The organism is Agrobacterium albertimagni AOL15 (assembly GCF_000300855.1).
Taxonomy (GTDB): domain Bacteria; phylum Pseudomonadota; class Alphaproteobacteria; order Rhizobiales; family Rhizobiaceae; genus Allorhizobium; species Allorhizobium albertimagni.
Genome location: NZ_ALJF01000022.1, coordinates 14,306 through 36,402, shown reverse-complemented (window position 1 = coordinate 36,402; position 22,097 = coordinate 14,306). Strand labels below are relative to the sequence as shown.

The 22,097-nt window shown below is 61.7% G+C and carries 17 protein-coding genes; 10 read left to right on the top strand and 7 right to left on the bottom strand.

Annotated elements, in window-relative coordinates:
- A partial coding sequence (locus QWE_RS21895) for a tellurite resistance TerB family protein (protein ID WP_006728366.1) occupies positions 1 to 496 on the bottom strand: 496 nt, incomplete at its 3' end.
- A gap of 307 nt (positions 497 to 803) precedes the next feature.
- Here QWE_RS21895 and QWE_RS21890 point away from each other — a divergent pair.
- The 3 genes from QWE_RS21890 (at position 804) to QWE_RS21880 (ending at position 3,798) form a co-directional block, all read left to right on the top strand.
- Positions 804 to 2,018, top strand: a complete 1,215-nt coding sequence (locus tag QWE_RS21890) for a pyrophosphate--fructose-6-phosphate 1-phosphotransferase (RefSeq protein WP_006728365.1) — start codon at positions 804 to 806, stop codon at positions 2,016 to 2,018.
- 45 nt (positions 2,019 to 2,063) lie between these two features.
- The gene (locus QWE_RS21885) at positions 2,064 to 2,699 is read left to right on the top strand and encodes a LysE family translocator (RefSeq protein WP_006728364.1); all 636 of its coding nucleotides are present in this window, start codon (positions 2,064 to 2,066) and stop codon (positions 2,697 to 2,699) included.
- A 133-nt stretch (positions 2,700 to 2,832) separates the two neighbouring features.
- The gene (locus tag QWE_RS21880) at positions 2,833 to 3,798 is read left to right on the top strand and encodes a lytic transglycosylase domain-containing protein (RefSeq protein WP_006728363.1); all 966 of its coding nucleotides are present in this window, start codon (positions 2,833 to 2,835) and stop codon (positions 3,796 to 3,798) included.
- Positions 3,799 to 3,810: 12 nt separating this feature from the next.
- On the opposite strand, the gene QWE_RS21875 is transcribed toward QWE_RS21880, so the two are convergent.
- The gene (locus QWE_RS21875; RefSeq protein ID WP_006728362.1) at positions 3,811 to 5,178 is read right to left on the bottom strand and encodes a serine hydrolase domain-containing protein; all 1,368 of its coding nucleotides are present in this window, start codon (positions 5,176 to 5,178) and stop codon (positions 3,811 to 3,813) included.
- A 90-nt stretch (positions 5,179 to 5,268) separates the two neighbouring features.
- Positions 5,269 to 6,837, bottom strand: coding sequence for a putative bifunctional diguanylate cyclase/phosphodiesterase (locus QWE_RS21870; protein WP_083872983.1), 1,569 nt, complete (start codon positions 6,835 to 6,837; stop codon positions 5,269 to 5,271).
- A gap of 140 nt (positions 6,838 to 6,977) precedes the next feature.
- On the opposite strand from QWE_RS21870, the gene QWE_RS21865 reads away from it, so the two are divergent.
- The 4 genes from QWE_RS21865 (at position 6,978) to QWE_RS21850 (ending at position 11,089) form a co-directional block, all read left to right on the top strand.
- The gene (locus QWE_RS21865) at positions 6,978 to 8,228 is read left to right on the top strand and encodes a BtaA family protein (protein WP_006728360.1); all 1,251 of its coding nucleotides are present in this window, start codon (positions 6,978 to 6,980) and stop codon (positions 8,226 to 8,228) included.
- Entirely contained in the window at positions 8,225 to 8,893 is a 669-nt protein-coding gene (locus tag QWE_RS21860; RefSeq protein WP_006728359.1) for a class I SAM-dependent methyltransferase, read from the top strand. Before QWE_RS21865 ends, QWE_RS21860 begins: the two co-directional genes overlap by 4 nt.
- Positions 8,894 to 9,022: 129 nt before the next feature.
- On the top strand, positions 9,023 to 9,802 hold the full coding sequence (locus QWE_RS21855) for a glycoside hydrolase family 25 protein (RefSeq protein WP_006728358.1): 780 nt from the start codon (positions 9,023 to 9,025) through the stop codon (positions 9,800 to 9,802).
- 99 nt (positions 9,803 to 9,901) lie between these two features.
- The gene (locus QWE_RS21850) at positions 9,902 to 11,089 is read left to right on the top strand and encodes a lytic murein transglycosylase (RefSeq protein WP_006728357.1); all 1,188 of its coding nucleotides are present in this window, start codon (positions 9,902 to 9,904) and stop codon (positions 11,087 to 11,089) included.
- Positions 11,090 to 11,600: 511 nt separating this feature from the next.
- On the opposite strand, the gene metF is transcribed toward QWE_RS21850, so the two are convergent.
- The 4 genes from metF to ettA all read right to left on the bottom strand — a co-directional run bounded on the left by metF (position 11,601) and on the right by ettA (position 17,866).
- Positions 11,601 to 12,509, bottom strand: a complete 909-nt coding sequence (metF, locus tag QWE_RS21845) for a methylenetetrahydrofolate reductase [NAD(P)H] (protein WP_006728356.1) — start codon at positions 12,507 to 12,509, stop codon at positions 11,601 to 11,603.
- On the bottom strand, positions 12,510 to 13,517 hold the full coding sequence (locus tag QWE_RS21840) for an ArsR/SmtB family transcription factor (protein ID WP_006728355.1): 1,008 nt from the start codon (positions 13,515 to 13,517) through the stop codon (positions 12,510 to 12,512). It abuts the gene before it with no gap.
- 168 nt (positions 13,518 to 13,685) lie between these two features.
- Positions 13,686 to 15,926, bottom strand: a complete 2,241-nt coding sequence (locus QWE_RS21835; protein ID WP_006728354.1) for a methyl-accepting chemotaxis protein — start codon at positions 15,924 to 15,926, stop codon at positions 13,686 to 13,688.
- A gap of 290 nt (positions 15,927 to 16,216) precedes the next feature.
- Positions 16,217 to 17,866 (bottom strand): energy-dependent translational throttle protein EttA, encoded by a 1,650-nt coding sequence (gene ettA / locus QWE_RS21830; protein ID WP_006728353.1) that lies wholly within the window; start codon positions 17,864 to 17,866, stop codon positions 16,217 to 16,219.
- A 247-nt stretch (positions 17,867 to 18,113) separates the two neighbouring features.
- On the opposite strand from ettA, the gene QWE_RS21825 reads away from it, so the two are divergent.
- The 3 genes from QWE_RS21825 (at position 18,114) to QWE_RS21815 (ending at position 22,049) form a co-directional block, all read left to right on the top strand.
- A complete protein-coding gene (locus QWE_RS21825) occupies positions 18,114 to 19,040 on the top strand; it encodes an alpha/beta hydrolase (RefSeq protein ID WP_006728352.1) in 927 nt (308 codons plus the stop codon).
- Positions 19,041 to 19,200: 160 nt separating this feature from the next.
- Entirely contained in the window at positions 19,201 to 20,400 is a 1,200-nt protein-coding gene (gene caiB / locus QWE_RS21820) for a succinate--glutarate CoA-transferase (protein WP_006728351.1), read from the top strand.
- A complete protein-coding gene (locus tag QWE_RS21815) occupies positions 20,397 to 22,049 on the top strand; it encodes a thiamine pyrophosphate-binding protein (RefSeq protein WP_006728350.1) in 1,653 nt (550 codons plus the stop codon). Before caiB ends, QWE_RS21815 begins: the two co-directional genes overlap by 4 nt.
- Positions 22,050 to 22,097: the final 48 nt, after the last annotated feature.

Below are 22,097 nucleotides of genomic sequence, written 5' to 3'. Positions count from 1 at the left end.
ACCGCTCTTCCGAGAGGCCAAAGATCTCCGCGATACGAGCGAGGAAGTCGAGCTCCTTCTCATGCACAAGGCCGTCCGCCTTGGCGATGTGGAACAGGGCATCGATAATGTCCTCAAGCACCGGGCAGAACTCGTCGCAGGTCCGGCACATGCCAGCGAGGTTCTTCGCATAGGTCTCGAAACCGGCGACGTCCTGGCGAGCGAGATTGTAAAGCCGGGCCACGTTGCGGGCCTCTTCCGGCGGGAATTCGAAAATCTTGCGGAAGGCCTCGACTTCGGCATTCGACACGACGCCATCGGCTTTCGCCATCTTCGCCGAAAGAGCGATGATCGCCACGGAGAAGGAAACGCGCCGGCGTGTTTCCGGGTCGCCTTCGAACATCGTCCGTACGGCCTCGACAATGCTGCCGATGACGTTCCCGGCCGCATCACCGATTGCGCCGAGCAAACGGTCCCAGAATGACGATATCTGTTCACAGGCGAAATCGAAGATCATGTTGAAAGCTTGACCAAATATACCCAGAAAAAGCAAGGAGCCGGCCCCTAAAGCGAGGATTAAAGTTTCTTCATCTTGAATCCGTTTCGCTGAACTCTCCCTCCATCACGCCTCCAGCCGATTATCCACAGACGCCATCCGTCGCCCGACCGCGATTGAAACGATTATATCCGGATTTGCCGCGCTCATGGCTGCGAAATGCCCGATTTCCTTGAATTTTTCGCTTTACAGGCCGCCGCGCCTATCGCATCCATTTGCCACCTGAACACTGAAGTGACACGGGCGATGTAACGTCCGAGGAGGATCGATGGCCAAGCAGAAAGTCGCGATGTTGACCGCCGGGGGCCTTGCGCCCTGTCTCTCGTCCGCCGTTGGCGGGTTGATCGAGCGATACACCGACATCGCACCGGAGGTGGAAATCGTCGCCTACAAGTCAGGCTTCCGCGGCCTGCTGATGGACTACAAGATCGAGATCACAACGGAGATGCGCGAAAAGGCCCATGTGCTGCATCGCTATGGAGGCTCGCCCATCGGCAACAGCCGCGTCAAACTCACCAATGTCGCCGATTGCGTGAAGCGCGGCCTCGTCAAGGAAAACGAGAACCCACTGCGGGTCGCCGCCGAGCGCCTGGCGGCCGACGGCATCACCATCCTTCACACCATCGGCGGTGACGACACCAACACCACGGCCGCCGATCTGGCCGCCTATCTCGGCGCCAACGGCTACGACCTGACCGTCGTCGGCATGCCGAAGACCGTCGACAACGACGTCTACCCGATCAAGCAGACGCTCGGCGCCTGGACGGCCGCCGAAGTCGGCGCGCGATTCTTCGATCACGTCTCCAACGAACAGAGCGCCTCGCCGCGCACGCTTGTCATCCATGAGGTCATGGGCCGCCATTGCGGCTGGCTGACGGCCGCCACCGCCCGCGCCTACATGCAGCGCACGCAGCACAATGAATACATCGAAGGCTTCATGATGAATCAGGAGCTGAAGAACATCGACGGCCTCTATCTGCCGGAGACCCATTTCGACATGGAGGGTGAAGCCGCCCGCCTGAAGGACATCATGGACCGGACCGGCTTCGTCACGCTCTTCGTGTCGGAAGGTGCCTGCATGGATGAGATCGTCGCCGACCGGGAGGCCGCCGGCGAGGAAATAAAGCGTGACGCCTTCGGCCATGTGAAGCTCGACACGATCAATGTCGGCAACTGGTTCCAGAAGCACTTTGCCAAACTGCTCGATGCCGATCGCTCGATGGTGCAGAAATCAGGCTACTATGCCCGCTCCGCCCCCGCCAATTACGAGGACCTTCGCCTCATCCAGAGCATGGTGGATCTCGCCGTCGAAAGCGGGCTCAACAAGGTGTCCGGCGTCACGGGGCACGACGAGGACCAGGGCGGACGCCTGCGGACCATCGAGTTCCCGCGGATCAAGGGCGGCAAGCCGTTCGACCTCGGCACGCCGTGGTTCAAAGAAGTGATGGACTATCTCGGGCAGAAGTACCGCCCCATCCATTGACCTGACCGCCGAAAGCTGGCTTGCTCTTCTGGAGGAGTGAGTGTCATGCCCCATTCTACCTGGATCCTGTTCGCAGTCGTCGCCGCGGCCCTTCTGGTCGTGCCCGGCCGGTCCAAGCGCATGGTTTTGTCCTATGCGCTGGCCCATGGCCGCAAAAGCGTCTTCGCCACGGGCACGGGCGTTGCACTCGGCACCGCAGTTTCTGTCGCAGCGACGCTGGCCGTCTCCTGGCTGCTGATCTCGCTGTCGGCGCTGACATTCTCGATCTTCCAGTGGATTGGCCTGTTCTGGCTGATGCTTTTCGGGCTTGGCCTCGCGCGTGCACCGGCCGGCATCGAACCGGTGGCCGACAACGACAACCTGCCGGAGGAGAAGCCGCTGCGCGTAATCGCGCACTGCTTCGAAAGCGAATCCCGTGATCCGCGCAGCGCCCTGCTGGTCGCCGCACTTCTGCCGCAATTCCTGACGCCGGCCGCTCCGTTCCTGCCGCAGGCGATCGCGCTTGGCGCGACCTTCGTCGCCCTCTCCGCCCTGTCCTGCCTCGTCTATGCACTCTTCCCCGAGCGTATCAGGAAAATCGTCAGAAAACATGCAGTTCGCCGCACCGCCAACCGGTCCGGCGGCACCGTCCTGATCGCTGCAAAAGCGGTTACGGCAGGCTATCGGAAGATTGCGGCCTGAGCCGCTGGACGCATCTGCGAAATGCCCCCGAGGTCGCAAGCTTGCCGCAATGCTGGGCATAGATTAAGAAACGGAAACGAACAGTCGGCTGATTTGCCGGTGACCTCGCGTGCATCTCGTAACGGATAGTGGCATGAACGTCAGAACTGACCGCGGCATCGCTCTCTGCATGGCTGCTTCACTGTTGGCTGGACTGGGTGGATGCACCGCGATCGATGAGAGCGTGAAGGCAGATCTTGCCGCCGCTCCGGTTGCCAATCCGAAGTCTCCGGAAATGCAGGCTGCCATGGCGGCCGAAGCCGCGACGAACGGCACAGCTGCGCCCGAGGCGGCAGCGGCGACACAGGCCGAGCTTGCAGCCGCAAACCCGGGTCCCGCGCCGATCATTCCCGGCACGGAAACCGCAGCGCCGATCCCGGCTCTGAAAGCCTCTGCCCTTTCCCCCGCCACGCCGCAGACGGCAGCCACCGATGCTCTGGCCATGGTGACGACGCCGGCGACCACTGAGAGCCAGCAGATGGCCGTGGCAGCGGCATCCACCGAGGCAACACTCAGCCCACCCGCTGCAAGTGCGACGCCCGCACCCACCGCGACGGCTACCACGGAGCCTGCAGCGGCGAAGCCGCCTGTCGTTCTTGCTTACGCTGCCCCGCTGCGCGCAACGGCACTTACAAGTTTCGGCGATCCCTTCGACGTCTCGCCCCCGGGCGAACCGTCGGCACCCAACGCGGGACGCAAGCCGGATACGGTCGGCCCGACACGGCTAAATGCGCTCATCGAGAAATATTCCAAGCTCTATGAGATCCCGACCGATCTCGTGCATCGGGTGGTTCATCGCGAGAGCCGCTACAATCCGGCCGCCTACAGCAAGGGCAATTACGGCCTGATGCAGATCCGCTACAACACGGCCAAGGCCATGGGTTACAACGGCCCCGCCGATGGCCTCTTCGACGCCGAAACCAACATCAAATACGCGGTCAAGTATTTGAAGGGTGCCTGGGTGGTCGCGGACAATGATCACGATCAGGCTGTCCGCCTGTATTCCCGTGGCTATTATTACGATGCCAAGCGCAAGGGCCTGCTGCACCTGACGCGTTGACCGCCGGCGTCGTCAGCGCAGCGCATCGCGTACCGCCTGCACCAGTCTCTGCGGCCTGTAGTCGAGCCTACGCGGCGTCAGACCAAGCCTCACGACCACCAATCCTTCCGATGGAATGACGGCAATCGACTGGCCGTCATGCCCGAGCATCCAGAGCGTCTCCTCGGGCAGCGAAAAGCTGCTGTCCTTGTCTCCCGGACCATTCTGCCAGGCTTGCCCTCTCGTATAGGCGCCATTGGAAACGGCAGCCGGTTCGAAGATGCGTGCCATGATGGACGGATCGACGAACTGTCGACCGGACCAGCGTCCGTTCTCCGCAATCAGAAGACCGAAACGTGCCCAGTCGCGGGCCGTTGCGTAGAGATAGGAACTGCCGACAAAGGTGCCGTTTGGATCCGCCTCGAGCACTGCGCTGCCCATGCCGATCACGTCGAACAGGGCCTCACGCGGATAGGCGAGCGCCGTCTCCCGGTCCGAGAAGAGCGACATCCAGTAGCGCGAGATCAGCACCGTTTCGCCGGAAGAGTAGTTGAACCGCGTCCCCGGCTCTGAAGCTGGAGGCAGCGACGCCGCATAGGCGCCCATATCTCCGTCGAGATAGAGCATGCGCGTCACGTCGGTCACATCGCCATAGCTCTCGTTGAAGCTGAGGCCGCTTTCCATGGCGAGCAAATCCGAAAGCGTGATCTCGCCACGACTGTCACCATTCCATTCCAAAAACAGCTTCGTCGCACTCTCGTCGATCCGGCCCTCCCCCTTGAGGATGCCGATGAGCGCGGCTGTGACCGTCTTCGTCATCGACCAGCCAAGGAGCGGTGTGTCCGCATTGAAACCCGGGCCATAGGCCTCACCGACGATCCGGCCGTCCTTGACGACGACGACTGCGCGGGCGCTCGGTCCGAGAAGGTCGGCATCAGAGAGTATGGCCTGCAGCCGAGGATCGTTCTCTGGCACTGCGTCACCCTCCGGCCAGGCCGCAGCCATGTCCACCGAGGCGGCTTCTGCCGGCGGAGCAGACAGCCCCCTCGCCGCCTCGATCGCAGAATCGCTCAAGGTCGCGCAGCCGAGGCCGGTTCGATGCAGCGCGGTCGATGGTGCGACAAAGCCCAGCAGGGCAGTTTTGACCAGGCCCTGTTCGAGATCGACCTCGGCGCGCACGAGTTTCAGCAGCGGGTGTCCGGGGGCCTGCACATCATCGCGCAGCACTTCGTCGGCGTCGCGACCGGCGATGAAGACATTCGAGCAGACGATCTTCGCGGCATAGCCGGTGCCAACCCTGAGCAGTTCGGGCGGATACACAAGGATCCAGGCTACGGCCACCGTAATGATGCCGACAAGGGCCACCGCCACCCGAACGCCCCACGTCATCAGTTTCCGCATCAACCAATCCTCCTGCTGCCACTATCGAAGCAGGAATGGATGACAGGCGAAAGATGAGGATGTCGGATGCCTCAAGTTATCCCGCGACTTTCAACCGACAGTCGCTGCACGCTGCGCCAGGCGAGCCTGCAGATAGCTCAAGGCCTCCGCCGCGGCGAAGGGGCGCGAAAACAGGAACCCTTGAGCCTCGCCGATACCCAGACGCTTGATGAAGTCCAACTGGTTCTTGGTCTCGATCCCCTCGATGGTGGTCCGGATCTGGAAGGTTTCCGACAGCTTGTGCATGAGGTCGACGAGTTTCGCCCCCTGGCTTGTCTCGAGCATCTGGTTCGCGAAGGAGCGATCGATCTTCAGTTCATCGAGCGGGAAGAGCCGGAGATTGTTGATCGACGAGAAGCCGGTGCCGAAATCGTCGAGCGCGATGCGCACACCGCTCGACCGAAGCTCGGCGAGACTGCGGCAAACAAGATCGATATCAACGGAAAACACCGCTTCGGTCACTTCGATCGTCAGCCGCTCGGGCGAGAGCCCTGTTTCCACCAGACAATCGAGGATATGCGTGACGAAGTTCGGATCCTTGAACTGATCGCCCGACACGTTGACGCTGACCCCAGTCGGTGCCGGCCAGGTCACGGCTGCAGCACAAGCCTGTTGTACGACCCATTTGCCGATCACCTGGATGATACCGGTCTTCTCTGCGAGCGGGATGAAGATGTCGGGTGTGATCAGTCCCCTCTTCGGATGGCGCCAGCGCAGCAGCGCCTCCAGCGAACGCACATCGCCATTCTCCACGGCGACGATCGGCTGGTATTCGAGATAGAACTCCCCGTCGACAAAGCCGCGCGACAGGTCGCGTTCGAGCTCAAGCCCTTCCTTCACTTCGCGGGCGAGAGCTTCATCGTAGAAGGCGTGGGCAGGCCCAAAGACCTCCTTGGCGCGGTAGAGCGCAAGATCGGCCCGCTGCAGGACGTCTGCAACCTCCCTGTCCTCGGCAGACATGAGGGTTGCACCGATACTGACACCGGCCATCACGCGGCCCTGCTCCAGTATGAAGGGTTCAGCGAGCGCGGCTTCGATCGCCAGGCAGACGAACTCCGCCACCGGGCGGCGTAGCGCCTGCGGCAGGATGACGGCGAACTCGTCGGCCCCGAGACGAAAGAGCTGCGCCCCCTCGCCCGAAGCCTGACGCAAACGATCGGCCACGCCGATCAGCAGTGCATCGCCCGCCGCATGTCCGAGCGTATCGTTGACATATTTGAACCGGTCGAGATCGATCAGCAGCAGCGTCCCGCCCGAAGGACCGCGTGCCACCATCACGGCTTCAAGTGCTTCATTCAGCGCCTGACGGTTGCCGAGGCCGGTCAGTCCATCGAAACGCGAGGCCGCTTCGAGCGCCGTCGCACCGCCTTCGAGGTGGCGGATACGCTCATGCAACATCGCCTCCCAGGACGCGATTCGCCATCCGACCGCGGTACCGACAAGCGGCAGACTGATGGCCGCGAGCGAGGACCATTCACTCAGAAAAGCTGTGGAAAGAGCATCAAATCCGGACTGCGCCACAACGGGCAGAGCCATGGCGGCCGGCGCTGCAGCGCCGCCCAGAAAACCGGCAAGTCCGTAACGCAGTCGCCTCCCAAACGGGATTTCACTTAACATCATGTTAAACACCCCTAAAATAACTGAGGACAATTTGTATAAAATGCATTGAAATTCGGTTACCGCCCTCCCGTCAACCACGTCATCAAACTGTAGCACCCGAGCGCTACACGCCGTGAAACCCAACAGGACGGCGGATCGACATGACTGAGCTTGCACCCGATGCCGGATTTCGTGGAAACGAGAAGCTGAAGGGTGCATTGCTGCAGCATGCCGCTCTTTCACCTGCGGGCCTGTCTGAAAGGCTGTTCGGTCTACTGTTCTCCGGCCTCGTCTATGCGCAGATCTGGGAAGATCCCGAGGTCGACATGCAGGCCATGGATCTTTCCGAAGGCCATCGTATCGTCACCATCGGCTCGGGCGGCTGCAACATGCTCGCCTATCTCAGCCGCCGCCCGGCCTCGATCGATGTGGTCGACCTGAACCCGAACCATATCGCGCTCAATCGCCTGAAGCTTGCCGCCTTCCGCCACCTGCCAGACCATGCCTCCGTCCGTCGCCTGCTCGGCGAACAGGCTGTCAGGACGAACGCACGGATGTATGACCGCCACATAGCACCCAATCTCGATGCCGCCACGCGGCGCCACTGGGAGGCTCGCGGCGTGACGGGGCGTCGCCGCATCTCCGTCTTCAACCGCAACATCTACCGCACGGGCCTTCTCGGGCGGTTCATCACCATCGGCCACCTGATCGCCCGCAGCCATGGCGTTCGCCTGGAGGAGCTCGCCGAAACCCGCTCCTTGCGCGAGCAGCGCATGTTCTTCGACAGCCGCGTTGCACCCTTGTTCGACAAGCCGCTCATTCGCTGGCTGACCCGCCGCAAGAGTTCGCTCTTCGGCCTCGGCATCCCGCCACAGCAATATGACGAGCTCGCATCGCTGGCCAGTGACGGGACCATCGCCCCCGTCCTGCGCCATCGTCTGGAAAAGCTCTGCTGCCATTTTCTGCTGCGCGACAATTATTTCGCCTGGCAGGCCTTCCTCCGCCGCTATCCGAAGGCGGAAGAAGGTGTCCTGCCGACCTACCTGCAGGAACAGCACTATCATGCCATCAGGGAGACGACGGATCGCGTGACCGTTCACCACGCCAACTTCACCGAACTCCTGGCGAGAAAGCCCGCTGGCAGCGTCGATCGCTACGTCCTCCTCGACGCACAGGACTGGATGAACGAGCGACAGCTGAACGACCTGTGGACCGAGATCACCCGCACCGCCTCCGAAGGCGCCCGCGTCATCTTCCGCACCGCCGCGGAAGACAGCATCCTGAACGGAAAGCTCGCACCCGACCTTCTCGACCAATGGCATTATCAGGCCGAACGCTCGCATGCCCTCAACACGCAGGACCGCTCCGCCATCTATGGTGGCTTCCACATCTATGAGAAGCGGCCCGCATGAGCGAGAGCCCTGCCGCCCTCGCTGCGACCGAAAGCCGGGACCATGCGGAGCGCATGGACCGGATGTATCGTTATCAGCGGCACATCTACGACCTGACGCGGAAATACTACCTGCTCGGTCGAGACCACATGATCGCAAGGCTCGATCTGCAAAACGGCGGCTCACTCCTGGAAATCGGTTGCGGCACGGGGCGCAACCTCGTCCTTGCCCGGCGGCACTTTCCGCATGCAAACCTCTTCGGCCTCGACATTTCGGCAGAGATGCTCGCAACAGCCCAGGCCAAGTTCGAGGGCAAGGCGTCGCGCCCAAGGCTAGAGGTCGCCGACGCAACGACATTTCGCGCTTCAGATTTCGGACAGCCGCATTTTGATCGAGTGATGATCTCCTATGCCCTTTCGATGATCCCCGATTGGCAGAGTGCCATCGACCGGGGCATCGAGGCGCTTGCCCCTGACGGCTCCCTGCACATCGTCGATTTCGGTCAGCAGGAGCGCCTGCCCCACTGGTTTCAAAGGGGTCTGCAAGCCTGGCTTGCCCGCTTCCACGTCACCCCGCGCCCGGATCTGAAAAGCGTCCTGGACGAGCGGGCGGCGGCACAGGGCCTGCAGCTGAGATTCAAGCCCCTCTGCCGCGGCTATGCCTGGCATGCGGTCATCACCCGCTGACGGCCTCGCGCAAGCAAGATTGCATCTAATCCGGAATTGACGATGATGGGCGACGATGGTCGGCTCCCAAACGTGTCGTTGTTGCACCTTTCGGGGCATCTTCCCTAATGATGAGATCACGGACCCTCGATGCGGTGGCTTCCCACATTCCTTCTTCCCCTCTGTCTTGCAGTCTCGGGCTGTACCTCGGGCTCATACGACCTCCTGGAGACAGCCTCTCTTTCGCCGCGCTTCCAGGACAACGATCCCCAGCATTTCGACGGCAAGACACCGCATCGTCACGAAGTGCACGGCATCGACGTCTCCAAGTGGAACGGCGATGTCGATTGGCGCCAGGTGAAGAAGTCGGGCGTTTCCTTCGTCTTCATCAAGGCGACGGAAGGCAAGGACATGCTCGATCCCCGTTTCCACGACTACTGGAAGGGCGCCAGCGATGCCGGGATCCCGCACGCCGCCTACCACTTCTACTATTTCTGTTCGACGGCCGACGAACAAGCCGACTGGTTCATCAAGAATGTGCCGCGTGATGCCAATCTCCTGCCGCCGGTTCTCGACGTCGAATGGAACCCCACGTCTCCGACCTGCCGCCTGCGTCCTGACCCCGCGACGGTACGCAGGGAGATGCAGCGCTTCATGCAGCGCATCGAGGCCCATTTCGGCAAGCGTCCGATCATCTACACCTCCGTCGACTTTCATCGGGACAATCTCGAAGGCGCGTTCAAGGACCATCACTTTTGGGTCAGGGCCGTGGCGCAGCACCCAAGCGTGATCTATCCGGAACGGCGCTGGTCCTTCTGGCAATACACGTCGACAGGCGTCATTCCCGGTATCCGCGGCGAAACCGACATCAACGTTTTCGCCGGCACCCAGAAGAACTGGCAGAACTGGGTCGCCGCCGTCTCGAAATGATCGCAAACACGGCCTAGAGGCTCTGAGAAACAAACTCATGCCAGTGCAGGCCGCCTCAAGAGGAGGCCTGCACTGGCACGCAACCCGAAGGACTGATCGATGAACAAAGCCCTGCGTCATGCGCTCCCTCTTGCCCTCATTCTTGCCTCTGCCGGTTTTGCCCAGGCGCAACAGCAATGCGGCGGCGATCTCGCGACCTTCCTCGAAGGCGTGAAGGCGGAAGCCGTTGCCGCAGGCACGCCGGCCGAAATTGCCGACAGGGCGCTTGCGGGTGCCGCCATCGACCAGAAGGTTCTGTCCCGCGACCGCTCGCAGGGCGTCTTCCGGCAGACCTTCCTGGAATTCTCGAGTCGCACCGGCAGTCAGGCACGCCTCGACACCGGCCTGCAGAAGATCAGAGAATATTCCGAGGTCTTCGCGCGCGCCGAACAGGAATATGGCGTACCGGCCGGCGTCATCGCCGCCTTCTGGGCCAAGGAAACGGACTTCGGCGCGGTACAGGGTGATTTCAACACGCGCAATGCGCTGGTCACGCTCGCCCATGATTGCCGCCGCCCGGAACTCTTCCGTCCGCAACTTCTGGCGCTCATCAAGATGGTCGAGCATGGCGATCTGGACCCTGCGACCAACACCGGAGCCTGGGCTGGCGAAATTGGCCAGGTGCAGATGCTCCCCCAAGACATCATCGCCTTCGGCGTGGATGGCGATGGCGACAACCATGTGAACGTCAAGCAGAGCAGCCCTGACGCCCTTCTCACGGCTGCACGCTTCATTCAGCACCTCGGCTTCAAGCGCGGAGAACCCTGGATCCAGGAAGTCAGCATTCCGGAAAACCTGCCCTTCGAGAAGTCCGGCCTTGGAGGCACGATGACGGCAGGAGAGTGGTTTGCGCTTGGCGTTCAGCCCCGCGACGGCGAGACGGCTTTCTCTGCCCTGCCCGCCTCGCTGATTCTGCCGCAGGGTCGCAAGGGACCGGCCTTCATGACCTATCCGAACTTCAACATCTATCTCGAATGGAATCAGTCCTTCATCTACACGACCTCGGCAGCCTACTTCGCCACGCGCTTCAGCGGCGCGCCTGCCTACCAGAAGGGCAATCCGGAACAGGGCCTCGACACCGACCAGATGATGGCGCTGCAGACCAAGCTGCAGGCCCTTGGCCATGACGTCGGTAAGATCGACGGAATCCTTGGCGCGGGCACGCGCGTCGCGGTGCAGAAGGAGCAGCAGCGGGTGGGCCTACCCGCCGATGGCTGGCCGACACCGGCACTGCTGGCCGCGCTCTGATATCAGCATCTGCGACCACATGATCGAGCCGGGGCGCCTCCACGCCCCGGCCTTTTTGTTTGCAGCGTTTGTCCTTCAGATGAGCCGTGAGCATTTCAGTCCCTCGAAATCGAGTGAGAAAACGCTCACGGAAATTAAACTTCATTAACAGCGCGAGAGCGACATCAACCCGTTGATTAAACTTGCTTATCGTATGTTATGGATACCTTTTTCACTGCTTATTGACGCAGCGCAGCACAGATTGGCCCTTGCGCCGACACAAATCAGACATAATATCTAACGGTCAACGCAAGGAGGCACACATGGGACTGACCAATTCAATTAATGTCCTGATCGTCGGTGCAGCGTTTGTTTTCATCGCGACGATGCTGTTTATCTGACACGGGTCTAAACAACTGAAACCCATGAGTTGGCCAGGTTAGGCCTCTCTCCAGCAGATACCATTTCAAAACAAGTAAGAGGCGCAGGACACTTAAGTCCTGCGCCTCTTTTTATGCCGTGACGACGGAAATCAGGCGGCCGCGTTGGAGACCTCGCCGACCTTCGCGGCGATGCCGAGGCGTTCCAGGGTCGCGATGGTCAGTGGCGCCCGGTTCATCGTGTAGATGTGAAACTCTTCGATGCCGCGACGCGAGAGATCGGCGATCTGCTCTGCCGCAATGTCGGCCGCAACCGCCGCACGCGCCTGAGCATCGCCTTCCGTCCCCTCGAAACGCTCGTCGAGGAATGACGGGGTGCTGGCGCCGCACATCGAGGCAAAGCGCTTCAGCTGCGTCAGGTTCTGGATCGGCATGATGCCCGGCACGATCGGGATGGTGATCCCCGCCGCCCGCACCCGTTCTAGGTAGCGCTCGAAGATATCGTTGTCGAAGAAGAATTGCGTCAGAGCGCGCGTTGCCCCGGCATCGACCTTCTGCTTGAGCATGTCGAGATCGACATCGTCATTTTCGCTTTCCGGATGGCGTTCGGGATAGGCCGAGACAGAGATCTCGAAGTCGCCCAGGTCACGCAGACCGGAGACGAGGTCGGCAGCGTTGACGAAGCCGCCCGGATGCGGCGCATAACGGCTGCCCATGCCGCCTTGTGGGTCGCCACGCAGCGCCACGAAGTGACGAACACCGGCCGCTTGGAACTCTTCGACGACGGCACGTACCTCGTCACGCGTCGCCCCCACACAGGTGAGATGGGACGCGGTGGCGAGTGAGGTGTCGGCAATCAACCGCTTGACGGTCGCAAGGGTCGGCTCGCGTGTCGTCCCACCTGCCCCATAGGTCACCGAAACGAAATCCGGCTGGTAAGGCTGCAAGGCCTTCACCGTCTGCCAGAGCTGATCCTCCATATCGGGCGACTTGGGCGGGAAGAACTCGAAGGAGATCCGCGCATGAGGGGTCTTGGCGATCGGCCGTTCGGGCTTGGTCATTTATCTGCTCCCGGTCAAGGCGAGGGGTGGTACTGAAGTGGCCCTGCCGGCAGCACTCCCGCGCCGGGCAAGCCAGATGGTCACGGTGAGCCCGCGCCCCGCCGCAGTTTCCGGCGGCAGGTCGATGACGTCCTCGACGGCCAATCCCTGGCGGTCCAGCCATTCGGCCATGACGGCATGAGAGAAGCCGAGCCGCACATGGGCGTGCTCATCCCGAAGATATTCATGGGCATGGGGTGCCAGATCGATGATGGCGAGCCGACCGCCCGGCTTTAGCATGCGCGCGGCTTCGGCGAGCGCCAGCTCCGGCTCTTCAAGGAAGTGCAGAACCTGATGGATCGTCACGAGGTCGTAGTCTCCAGCATCGAGCGGCAGGTTCAGGATGTCGCCGTGACGTACGCTCGCTGACAGGATACCTTCCTTGTCGAGGTTGGAACGGGCGACCGCAAGCATGTCGCGGCTGGCATCGATGCCGATTGCCCGACGGTAACGCGGCGAAAGCAGTTGCAGGATGCGGCCGGTGCCTGTGCCGAGGTCGAGCATGGATTCGACCGCATCGGTTCCGACGATCCGCAGCAATGCCGCTTCCACATCGGCATCGTTGACATGCAGGCGGCGAAGCTCGTCCCATTCGGAAGCGTTGCGGCTGAAATAGGCCTGCGCCTTCTCCGCCCTCGCCCGCTTGACGCCGGCCAGACGGTCCCTGTCACGCTGGAGGACAGGATCGCTCTCCTCGGCAGCATCTAGCAGCAGTCGAACCAGTGCCGCGCCCGAGCCGTCCTGTTTCAGCCGAAAATAGGCCCAGGCACCCTCCTGATAGCGGTCAATCAGGTCGGCTTCCGCGAGCAGTTTGAGATGACGCGATATTCGTGGCTGCGACTGGCCGAGAATTTCTGTAAGGTCGGTGACCGTGAGATCGCCCGCAGACAGAAGCGTCAGAAGACGCAGGCGGGTGGGCTCGCCCGCCGCCTTCAGCAATTCCACAAGAGTATCGACACCGAGTTTCATTCATACCACCGCAATAACGACATAAAGATATCTTTATGTCCGTTTTTGGTGTGATGCAAGCCTTAATCCGCGACCAATGCCTGCTTGAGGTCGAAATGCAAAACGGCCGCCTCTTCAGGCGGCCGTCAGCGTCTCAGTGAGACAGTCGTTCAGCGATGGGCTGAAGCCTCAGAACTCTTCCCAACTCTCGCTTGCGAGCGCGGTATTTCCTGACACAGCCGGCGTCATGCGACGCGGAGCAGCTTGCTGCGTTGCCGGTACAGCTGCGCGTGCTGGTGACGGCGATGGTGGAGCCGCCGAACGGGTCTGACGCGAAGCCTGGCCAGCCGAGGCACTGGTGCTGCCCTGCCCCGTCCGGAAACGCTGCAACAGTTCCGCAAGGCTCGCGGCCTCCTGTGCAAGACCCGCGGATGCCGCGTTCATCTCCTCCACCATGGCCGCGTTCTTCTGGGTCGCCTGGTCCATGTGGTTGACGGCCTGGTTGACCTCACCGAGACCGACCGACTGTTCCTGCGCGGCAGAGGCGATGGCGTCCATATGCTCGTTGATCGCCTGCACCAGACCCGCGATCGCTGTCAGGCCGTCGCCGGTCTCGTTGACCAGTTTCACGCCTTCGCTGACAGCGACTTCGGAATTGCCGATCAGCGCCTTGATTTCCTTCGCCGCATTCGCCGAGCGTTGTGCGAGCTCGCGAACCTCCTGCGCGACAACCGCAAAGCCCTTGCCCGCCTCACCCGCACGTGCGGCCTCGACGCCGGCATTGAGCGCCAAGAGGTTTGTCTGGAAGGCGATCTCGTCGATCACGCCGATGATCTGGCTGATCTGCTTGGAAGCATGTTCGATCCGCTCCATGGCAGTCACGGCATTGCCGACCACCACACCGGACTGTTCCGCGCGGCTGCGGGTATTGCGCACGATGTCGCGCGCCTCGCCGGTGCGGCGCGACGTGGCCGTCACGTTGGAGGTGATCTCTTCGAGCGCCGCTGCGGTCTCCTCGAGCGAGGCCGCCTGCTGTTCGGTGCGCTTGGCCAGATCGTCGGATGCATGCGAGATTTCGCCCGAGCCGCCGCTGACGGCATGAGCCGAACGGCCGACCGAAACCAGCACGCCACGCAGCTGCTGCACCGAAGTGTTGAAGTCGTGGCGGAGCGCTTCGAACTGCGGAGCGAACTCCTCCTCGATCTCGCAAAGCAGATCGCCCGAAGCAAGTCGCTTGAGCCCTGCGGCCAGCGTGCCCGTTGCTTTGGTCAGTCGCTCCTCGGCATCCGCTTCCGCGCGCGCCTGCATCTCGGCACGCTCGCGCTCGGTGCGAACCCGACTTTCCGACGCTTCGGCTTCCAGTTCGGCATTGCGAATGGCAGCTTCGCGGAAGACCTCGACGGAGCGAGCCATGGCCCCGATCTCATCGGTGCGCTCAGTGAACGGGATGGACTGTAGCGTATCGCCATTGGCCAGTCCGATCATCGAGCCGCTGACCCGCCCGATGGAGCGGGATAGCGTGCGGGTGATGGAGACACTGAAGGCCACGACCAGCAGGATAAAGCCGGAAAGAGCGACGATCGCGGAAATCATGCCGAAGCGCGCATCTGCCAGACGCTCATTGATCGAATCCAGGAACGCCGTAGCGTTGTCGCGGATGATCGCGGCCGCAAAGTCGCGGCGCTTCGCCATACTGTCGGTGAATGGCTTTGCATCTCGCGGCCCCGTGTAGTCCTCGAGGCTCTCCATGGCCTGGAGCGTTTCGCTGATCTGCTTGCCCTCTGCCGTATCGAAGAAGGAATAGAAACGGCTGATCACATCCGGCCGTGCAAGCTCACGGAACGGACCGTCAAAGGTCCGCAACTGGCTCTGCAGAGCGCTGAACCGGACAAGCTCGGCTTTGCCGAAAGCACCGTTCTCGATGTAGAACTGGCCCATGCGATTGAGACCGAGATAGGCTTCGTTGACCTTCATCAGCGCATGATGGGCACGGATGTCGGACGAGAGCGTCAGGTCCTCGGTGAGGCTTGCCGTTCTGAGCGTCAGGTCAAGGCCGGCTGCAGCGACCGGCTGGGCGTAGCGCAGCGGCAGGATCGGGTCCTTGTCGCCGGCATCGATTTTCTGGCGATACTCCGGCATCCGGGCATACATCTTCTCCAGATTGCTCCGAAGCTGCACGGTGATCGGATCGCCATATCCCATGCGATCGAGCTCAGTCATCTGATCGATCATGGCCTGGTAGATCGCATCCGATTGTTTGCGGATCTCCAGACGGTTGGGCGCCGTCTCCAGCGGCATGATCATCATCAGCTCGCCGCCTTGATAGGCGAGCTCCGCGAGTGCTGCGGCGCGTGTGAGCTTCTGATACTCCAGATAGCTGTTATAGCCCGCCGCGCCACCAAGACCGGTGACGGCAAGCAACGGCACCAACGCAATCAGGGTCAGTGCTTTTTGAAATGAAATTCTTCCCAGGATAGACACCTGTCAATTCCCTCCAGACAGAGAAGGCGGACCTGATGTCGTCTTCTGCCAATTCCCACTGCGCCTGATGCGCAGCCCCTCGCAATTGGTATGACACACAAACTGTTTACAGTCAGTTTATAGCAATAAGCAGATATATTGACGCAAGGCGTTTCGAGTATCTCAAACGCAAAGTGGCTCGCACACATTGCGAGCCACTTTGATCATGCTTCGAAGTTAACCAGATAACCCGTTCGGGTTTAGCGCGTCAGGCGCTTGTAGGCCTGGCTGCCCGGGTTCAGCGCATCGGGGCCGAGACGACGGATCTTGTCCTGTTCGTAGTCTTCGAAGTTGCCTTCGAACCACTCGACATGGCCGTCACCTTCGAACGCCAGGATATGGGTCGCGAGACGGTCGAGGAACATGCGATCGTGAGAGATGATGATCGCGCAACCGGCGAAGTTTTCGAGCGCCGTTTCAAGAGCACCGAGCGTTTCCGTATCAAGGTCGTTGGTCGGTTCGTCGAGCAGAAGAACGTTGCCGCCGGCCTTCAGCATCTTGGCCAAGTGAACGCGGTTGCGCTGACCGCCCGAGAGATTGCCGACCTTCTGCTGCTGGTCGCCACCCTTGAAGTTGAAGGCGCCGCAATAGGCGCGGGAGTTCATGTCGAACTTGCCGAGCTTGATGATTTCGGCACCGCCAGAGATCTCTTCCCATACCGTCTTGTTGGGATCGAGCGAGTCGCGGCTCTGGTCGACATAGCCGAGATGCACGGTGTCACCGATGCGGATCGAACCCGCATCCGGCTTTTCCTGACCGGTGATCATCTTGAACAGCGTCGACTTGCCGGCACCGTTCGGACCGATAATACCGACGATGCCGCCAGGCGGCAGCTTGATCGAGAGATCGTTGATCAGCGTGCGGCCCTCGAAGCCCTTGGTGATGCCGTCGAGCTCGATGACGACATTGCCGAGGCGCTCGGAGACCGGAATGATGATCTGCGCATCGCCGGGACGAATGCCTTCGGCGGCATCGACCAGCTGCTCATAGGCCTTGATACGGGCCTTGGACTTGGCCTGACGGGCCTTGGGGCTGGATGCAATCCATTCCTGTTCGCGAGAGATCGCCTTCTGGCGACCGGCATCTTCACGCGCTTCCTGCTGCATGCGCTTGGCTTTCGCCTGCAGATAAGCGGAGTAGTTGCCTTCGTAGGGAATGCCACGACCGCGGTCGAGTTCGAGGATCCAGCCGGTGACGTTGTCGAGGAAGTAGCGATCGTGGGTGATCATCATCACGGCGCCCGGATAGTCGCGCAGGTGCTTTTCGAGCCAGGCGATCGTCTCGGCGTCCAAGTGGTTGGTCGGTTCGTCGAGCAAAAGCAGGTCCGGCTGCGACAGCAGCAGACGGCAAAGCGCGATACGACGACGCTCACCACCCGAAAGAAGCGTGACGTCTGCATCCTTCGGCGGGCAGCGCAGCGCTTCCATCGCCATCTCGACCTGCTGTTCGAGGTCCCAGAGGTTCTGGCTGTCGATGATGTCCTGAAGCTTGGAGCCCTCTTCCGCCGTCTCGTCGGAATAGTTCATCATCAGCTCGTTGTAGCGATCGAGCACGGCCTGCTTGTCGGCCACGCCTTCCATGACATTCTCGAAGGCATTCTTCGCCGGATCGAGATGCGGCTCCTGCTCGAGGTAACCGACGGTCGCGCCTTCGGCGAGCCAGGCTTCACCCGTGTATTCCTTGTCCTGACCGGCGATGATGCGCAGCACGGTCGACTTACCCGCACCGTTCGGACCGAGGATACCGATCTTGGCATCGGGATAGAACGAGAGATGAATGTTCTCGAGAATCTTCTTTGCGCCGTAGGACTTGCTAAGTCCCGACATGTGATAGATGAACTGGCGTGCCATGGGGTCTTGCTCCGGCGGGAATGGGAATTGGCCCGCTATGTAGGCGAATTGCGTCCTTGGGGCAATGCGGCGCACAAAAAACTGCCGAGAAATACAGCAGTTCTCGCAAGCTTCAGATCGTTCCGCATCTCCGCCTCGCCGACCGGGTTCGTTCTTCGCCGGCTTGTTCGCGCATCAGGGGTCAAGCCATTGACGCTATTGCGCATGGCAGAGAAATGACCTCCTATCGCGCCATCGGGGGAACCAAATGTTTTCAGATCTTGCCTTTCACCAATCACCATCCGGCGCGCGGCTGGCCTATCACCACCAGCCATCGACGACCGAGCCGCGCGGCATCGTCCTCATCTGCCACGGCCTGGCAGAACATTCGCGGCGCTACGAGGGGTTTGCCTCGGCTCTCGCCGCCCACGGCTACCACGTCTTTGCCCATGATCACCGGGGACACGGCGAGACGACGGCACCCGACGCCCAACTCGGATTGTTCGCGCGCCGCGACGGCGTCGCAAAGGTCATCGCCGACGTCATGGCCATGCGCGAGCTTGCCGTCGAAACCCATCCCGGGCTTCCGGTCATCCTCTTCGGTCACTCCATGGGCGGCCTGATCGCGCTCAACGTCGCGACGGAGCACCCACAAGCCTTCCACGCCCTGACGATCTGGAATTCCAACTTCAATCCCGGCCTTGCCGGACGCTTTGCCCAGGGCGTGCTTTCTCTCGAACAGATGCTGAAGGGCTCGGACGTCCCCTCCCTCATCCTGCCGAAGGCCACCTTCGCCGCCTGGGGCCGCGCCATCAAGGGCCACCGCACCGCCTTCGACTGGCTGTCGCATGACGCGCGCGAGGTCGACGCCTATATCGCCGATCCGCTTTGCGGCTTCGATGCCAGCGTCGCGATGTGGCGCGATATCTTTCGCCTGACGTTCGCAGGCCCCGCCCCCGAACGTCTCGAGCGCCTGCCGCAACGCCTCCCCGTCTATCTGGTCGGCGGCGCCGAAGACCCCGCGACCAACATGGGCCGCGAGATCCGCTGGCTCGGCCAGCGCATGCTCGATGTCGGCATGACGGATGTCGAAACCACGGTCTATGACGGCATGCGCCATGAGACGCTGAACGAGATCGGTCGCGAAAGACCGATTGCCGATTTCCTCGCTTGGCTCGCCAATCTCGGCCCCTGATTTGGCCAGATCTTGCCGAAACGGAATGATGCCATGAGAGAATATCAGGTGCGAATGGCAAAATGGGGCGATATAGCTCTGTCGATAGCAGTTCTTGTCATGGCAGGAGATCCATTAATGTCGGATCGCCTGATCTGACGACGCCGCACAGGATCGCCCAATGACGTCCAAGCCACCATCCCCTGCCCCGCTCACCGGCATCCGTGTGATCGAATTGGCCCGCGTACTCGCAGGCCCCTGGGCGGGCCAGATGCTGGCCGATCTCGGCGCCGATGTGATCAAGGTGGAAAACCCCGAAGGTGGCGACGACACCCGCGCCTGGGGACCGCCCTTCGTCGAGGGGGCCGATGGCGAAAACCTCTCGGCCGCCTATTACCACTCCACCAACCGGAACAAACGCTCGATAGCAGTCGACCTGAAGACGGCGGAGGGACAGGAAACGGTGCGCCGCCTCTGCGCCACGGCCGACGTGGTGATCGAGAACTTCAAGCGCGGCGGTCTCGAAAAATACGGCCTCGATTACGAGAGCCTGAAGGCGATCAACCCGAAGCTCGTCTACTGCTCGATCACCGGCTTCGGCCAGAACGGCCCGTATGCGGATTTTGCCGGCTACGACTATATCGTCCAGGGCATGTCCGGCTTCATGTCGATCACCGGTGAGACGACCGGCGAGCCGATGAAGGCGGGCGTGGCGATTGCCGACATCTTCACGGGCATCTATGCAGTCACCGCCATCCAGGCCGCCCTCATTCATGTGATGCGCACCGGCCAGGGCCAGTTCGTCGACATGGCCCTGCTTGACGTCATGTCGGCAGTGCTGGCCAACCAGAACATGAACTACCTGATCTCGGGCAAACCGCCGACCCGGCTCGGCAATGCCCATCCGAACATCAGCCCCTATGAAGTGGTGCCAACCGCCGACGGCCATCTGATCCTCGCCGTCGGCAATGACGGCCAGTTCAAGCGCCTCTGCACGATCCTGGGCATAGCCTCGGTCGCCGAGGATGAGCGCTTCGCGACCAACAAGGCCCGCGTCGCCAACAAGCTCGAGGTCCGCCGCATCGTCACGACCGAAACGGCGAAGTGGCAAAAGCGCGATCTGCTGTCCGCCTGCGAAGCCAATGCCGTGCCAGCCGGGCCGATCAATTCGATCGAGGAAATGTTCGCCGACCCCCAGGTTCAGGCCCGCGGGTTGAAGATTGACCTGACCGACGACAAGGGCACCGTGATCCCGAGCGTGCGCACGCCGATCGTGCTCTCCGAGACCCCCCTGCGCTACGAGCGCCCGAGCCCGCGTATCGGCGAGCATGGCGAAGACATTCTGGCCGAACTGGCCGAGCTGGAAAGGAAGACGAAATGAAGAGAACCGGCGGAGCCCTTGTTGTCGAAGCCTTGAAGGCCAACGGCGTCGAGCGCGTGTCCTGCGTTCCCGGCGAAAGCTATCTCGCCGTGCTCGACGCGCTCAAAGACAGCGGCATCGAGACGTTGGTCTGCCGCCAGGAAGGCGGCGCCGCGATGATGGCCGACACCTGGGGCCGCCTCACCGGCAAACCCGGCATCTGCATGGTGACCCGTGGTCCGGGCGCGACGAACGCCTCTGCCGGCCTGCATGTGGCAAAGCAGGATTCGATCCCGATGATCCTCTTCATCGGCCAGATCGGCCGCGACATGAAGGAGCGCGAAGCTTTCCAGGAAGTCGAATACCGCCGCGCCTTCACCGAATTCGCCAAATGGGTTGGCGAGATCGACGACGCCCGCCGCATCCCGGAATTCATCACCCGCGCCTTTGCCGTCGCCACCTCGGGCCGCCCCGGCCCGGTCGTGCTGACGCTGCCGGAAGACATGCTGCTCGACGAAGTCGAAGCGCCGGAAGCGAAACCCTACACCTCCGTCGAGGCCCATCCTGGCCCCTCTCAGATCGCCGCCCTCGGCGAATTGCTAAAAACCGCCAAGCGCCCGATGGTGGTTCTCGGAGGCACCCGCTGGAGCGAAACCTCGGTCGCCGGCATCCAGGCTTTTGCCGCAAAGTTCAAGCTGCCGGTCGGCTGCTCCTTCCGCCGCCAGATGCTCTTCGATCACTTGCATCCGTCTTACGCCGGCGATGTCGGCATCGGCATCAACCCGGCGCTCGCCAAGGAAGTGAAGGAAGCCGATCTCCTGATCCTGCTCGGCGGCCGCTTCTCGGAAATGCCGTCCTCTTCCTACACCCTGATGGACATCCCCTACCCGGCGCAAAAACTGGTCCACATCCACCCAGACCCGTCCGAACTCGGCCGCGTCTACCGCGCCGATCTCGCAATCTGCGCCGCCCCTGAGGAATTCGTGGCAGCACTCGCATCGCTCGATGCACCTGCCGCCCCGGCCTGGGCTGGACGCACCGAGACCATGCACGCCGCCTATCTCGCCTGGTCGACGCCGCCGAAGGCCTGCCCTGGTACTGTGCAGATGGGCCCGATCATGGAATGGATCGAGGCCAATACGCCGAAGGACGCCATCTTCACCAATGGTGCGGGTAATTACGCCACCTGGCTGCATCGCTTCCACCGTTTCCAGGCCTTCAACACCCAGGCTGCTCCAACCTCCGGCTCCATGGGTTATGGTCTTCCGGCAGCAGTCGCCGCCAAGCAACTCTTCCCCAAACGTGAGGTCATCTGCTTTGCCGGCGACGGCTGTTTCATGATGCATGGCCAGGAATTCGCAACCGCCATCCGCTACAATCTGCCGATCATCACGCTTGTCATCAACAACAGCATGTATGGCACGATCCGCATGCATCAGGAGCGCGAATATCCGGGTCGCGTCAGTGCCACCGATCTGACGAACCCCGATTTCGCCGCACTCGCCAAGGCCTATGGCGGCCACGGCGAAACCGTCGAGAAGACGGAGGATTTCGCCCCCGCCTTCCTGCGCGCCCGCGCTTCCGGCAAGCCTGCGATCATCGAGATCAAGCTCGATCCGGAAGCGATCACCCCGACAAGGACGCTGACTCAAATTCGAAACAAAGCCTGACAGCCGATTGAATCGGAACAGAATGGCCGGTTCATAGCCGGCCATTTT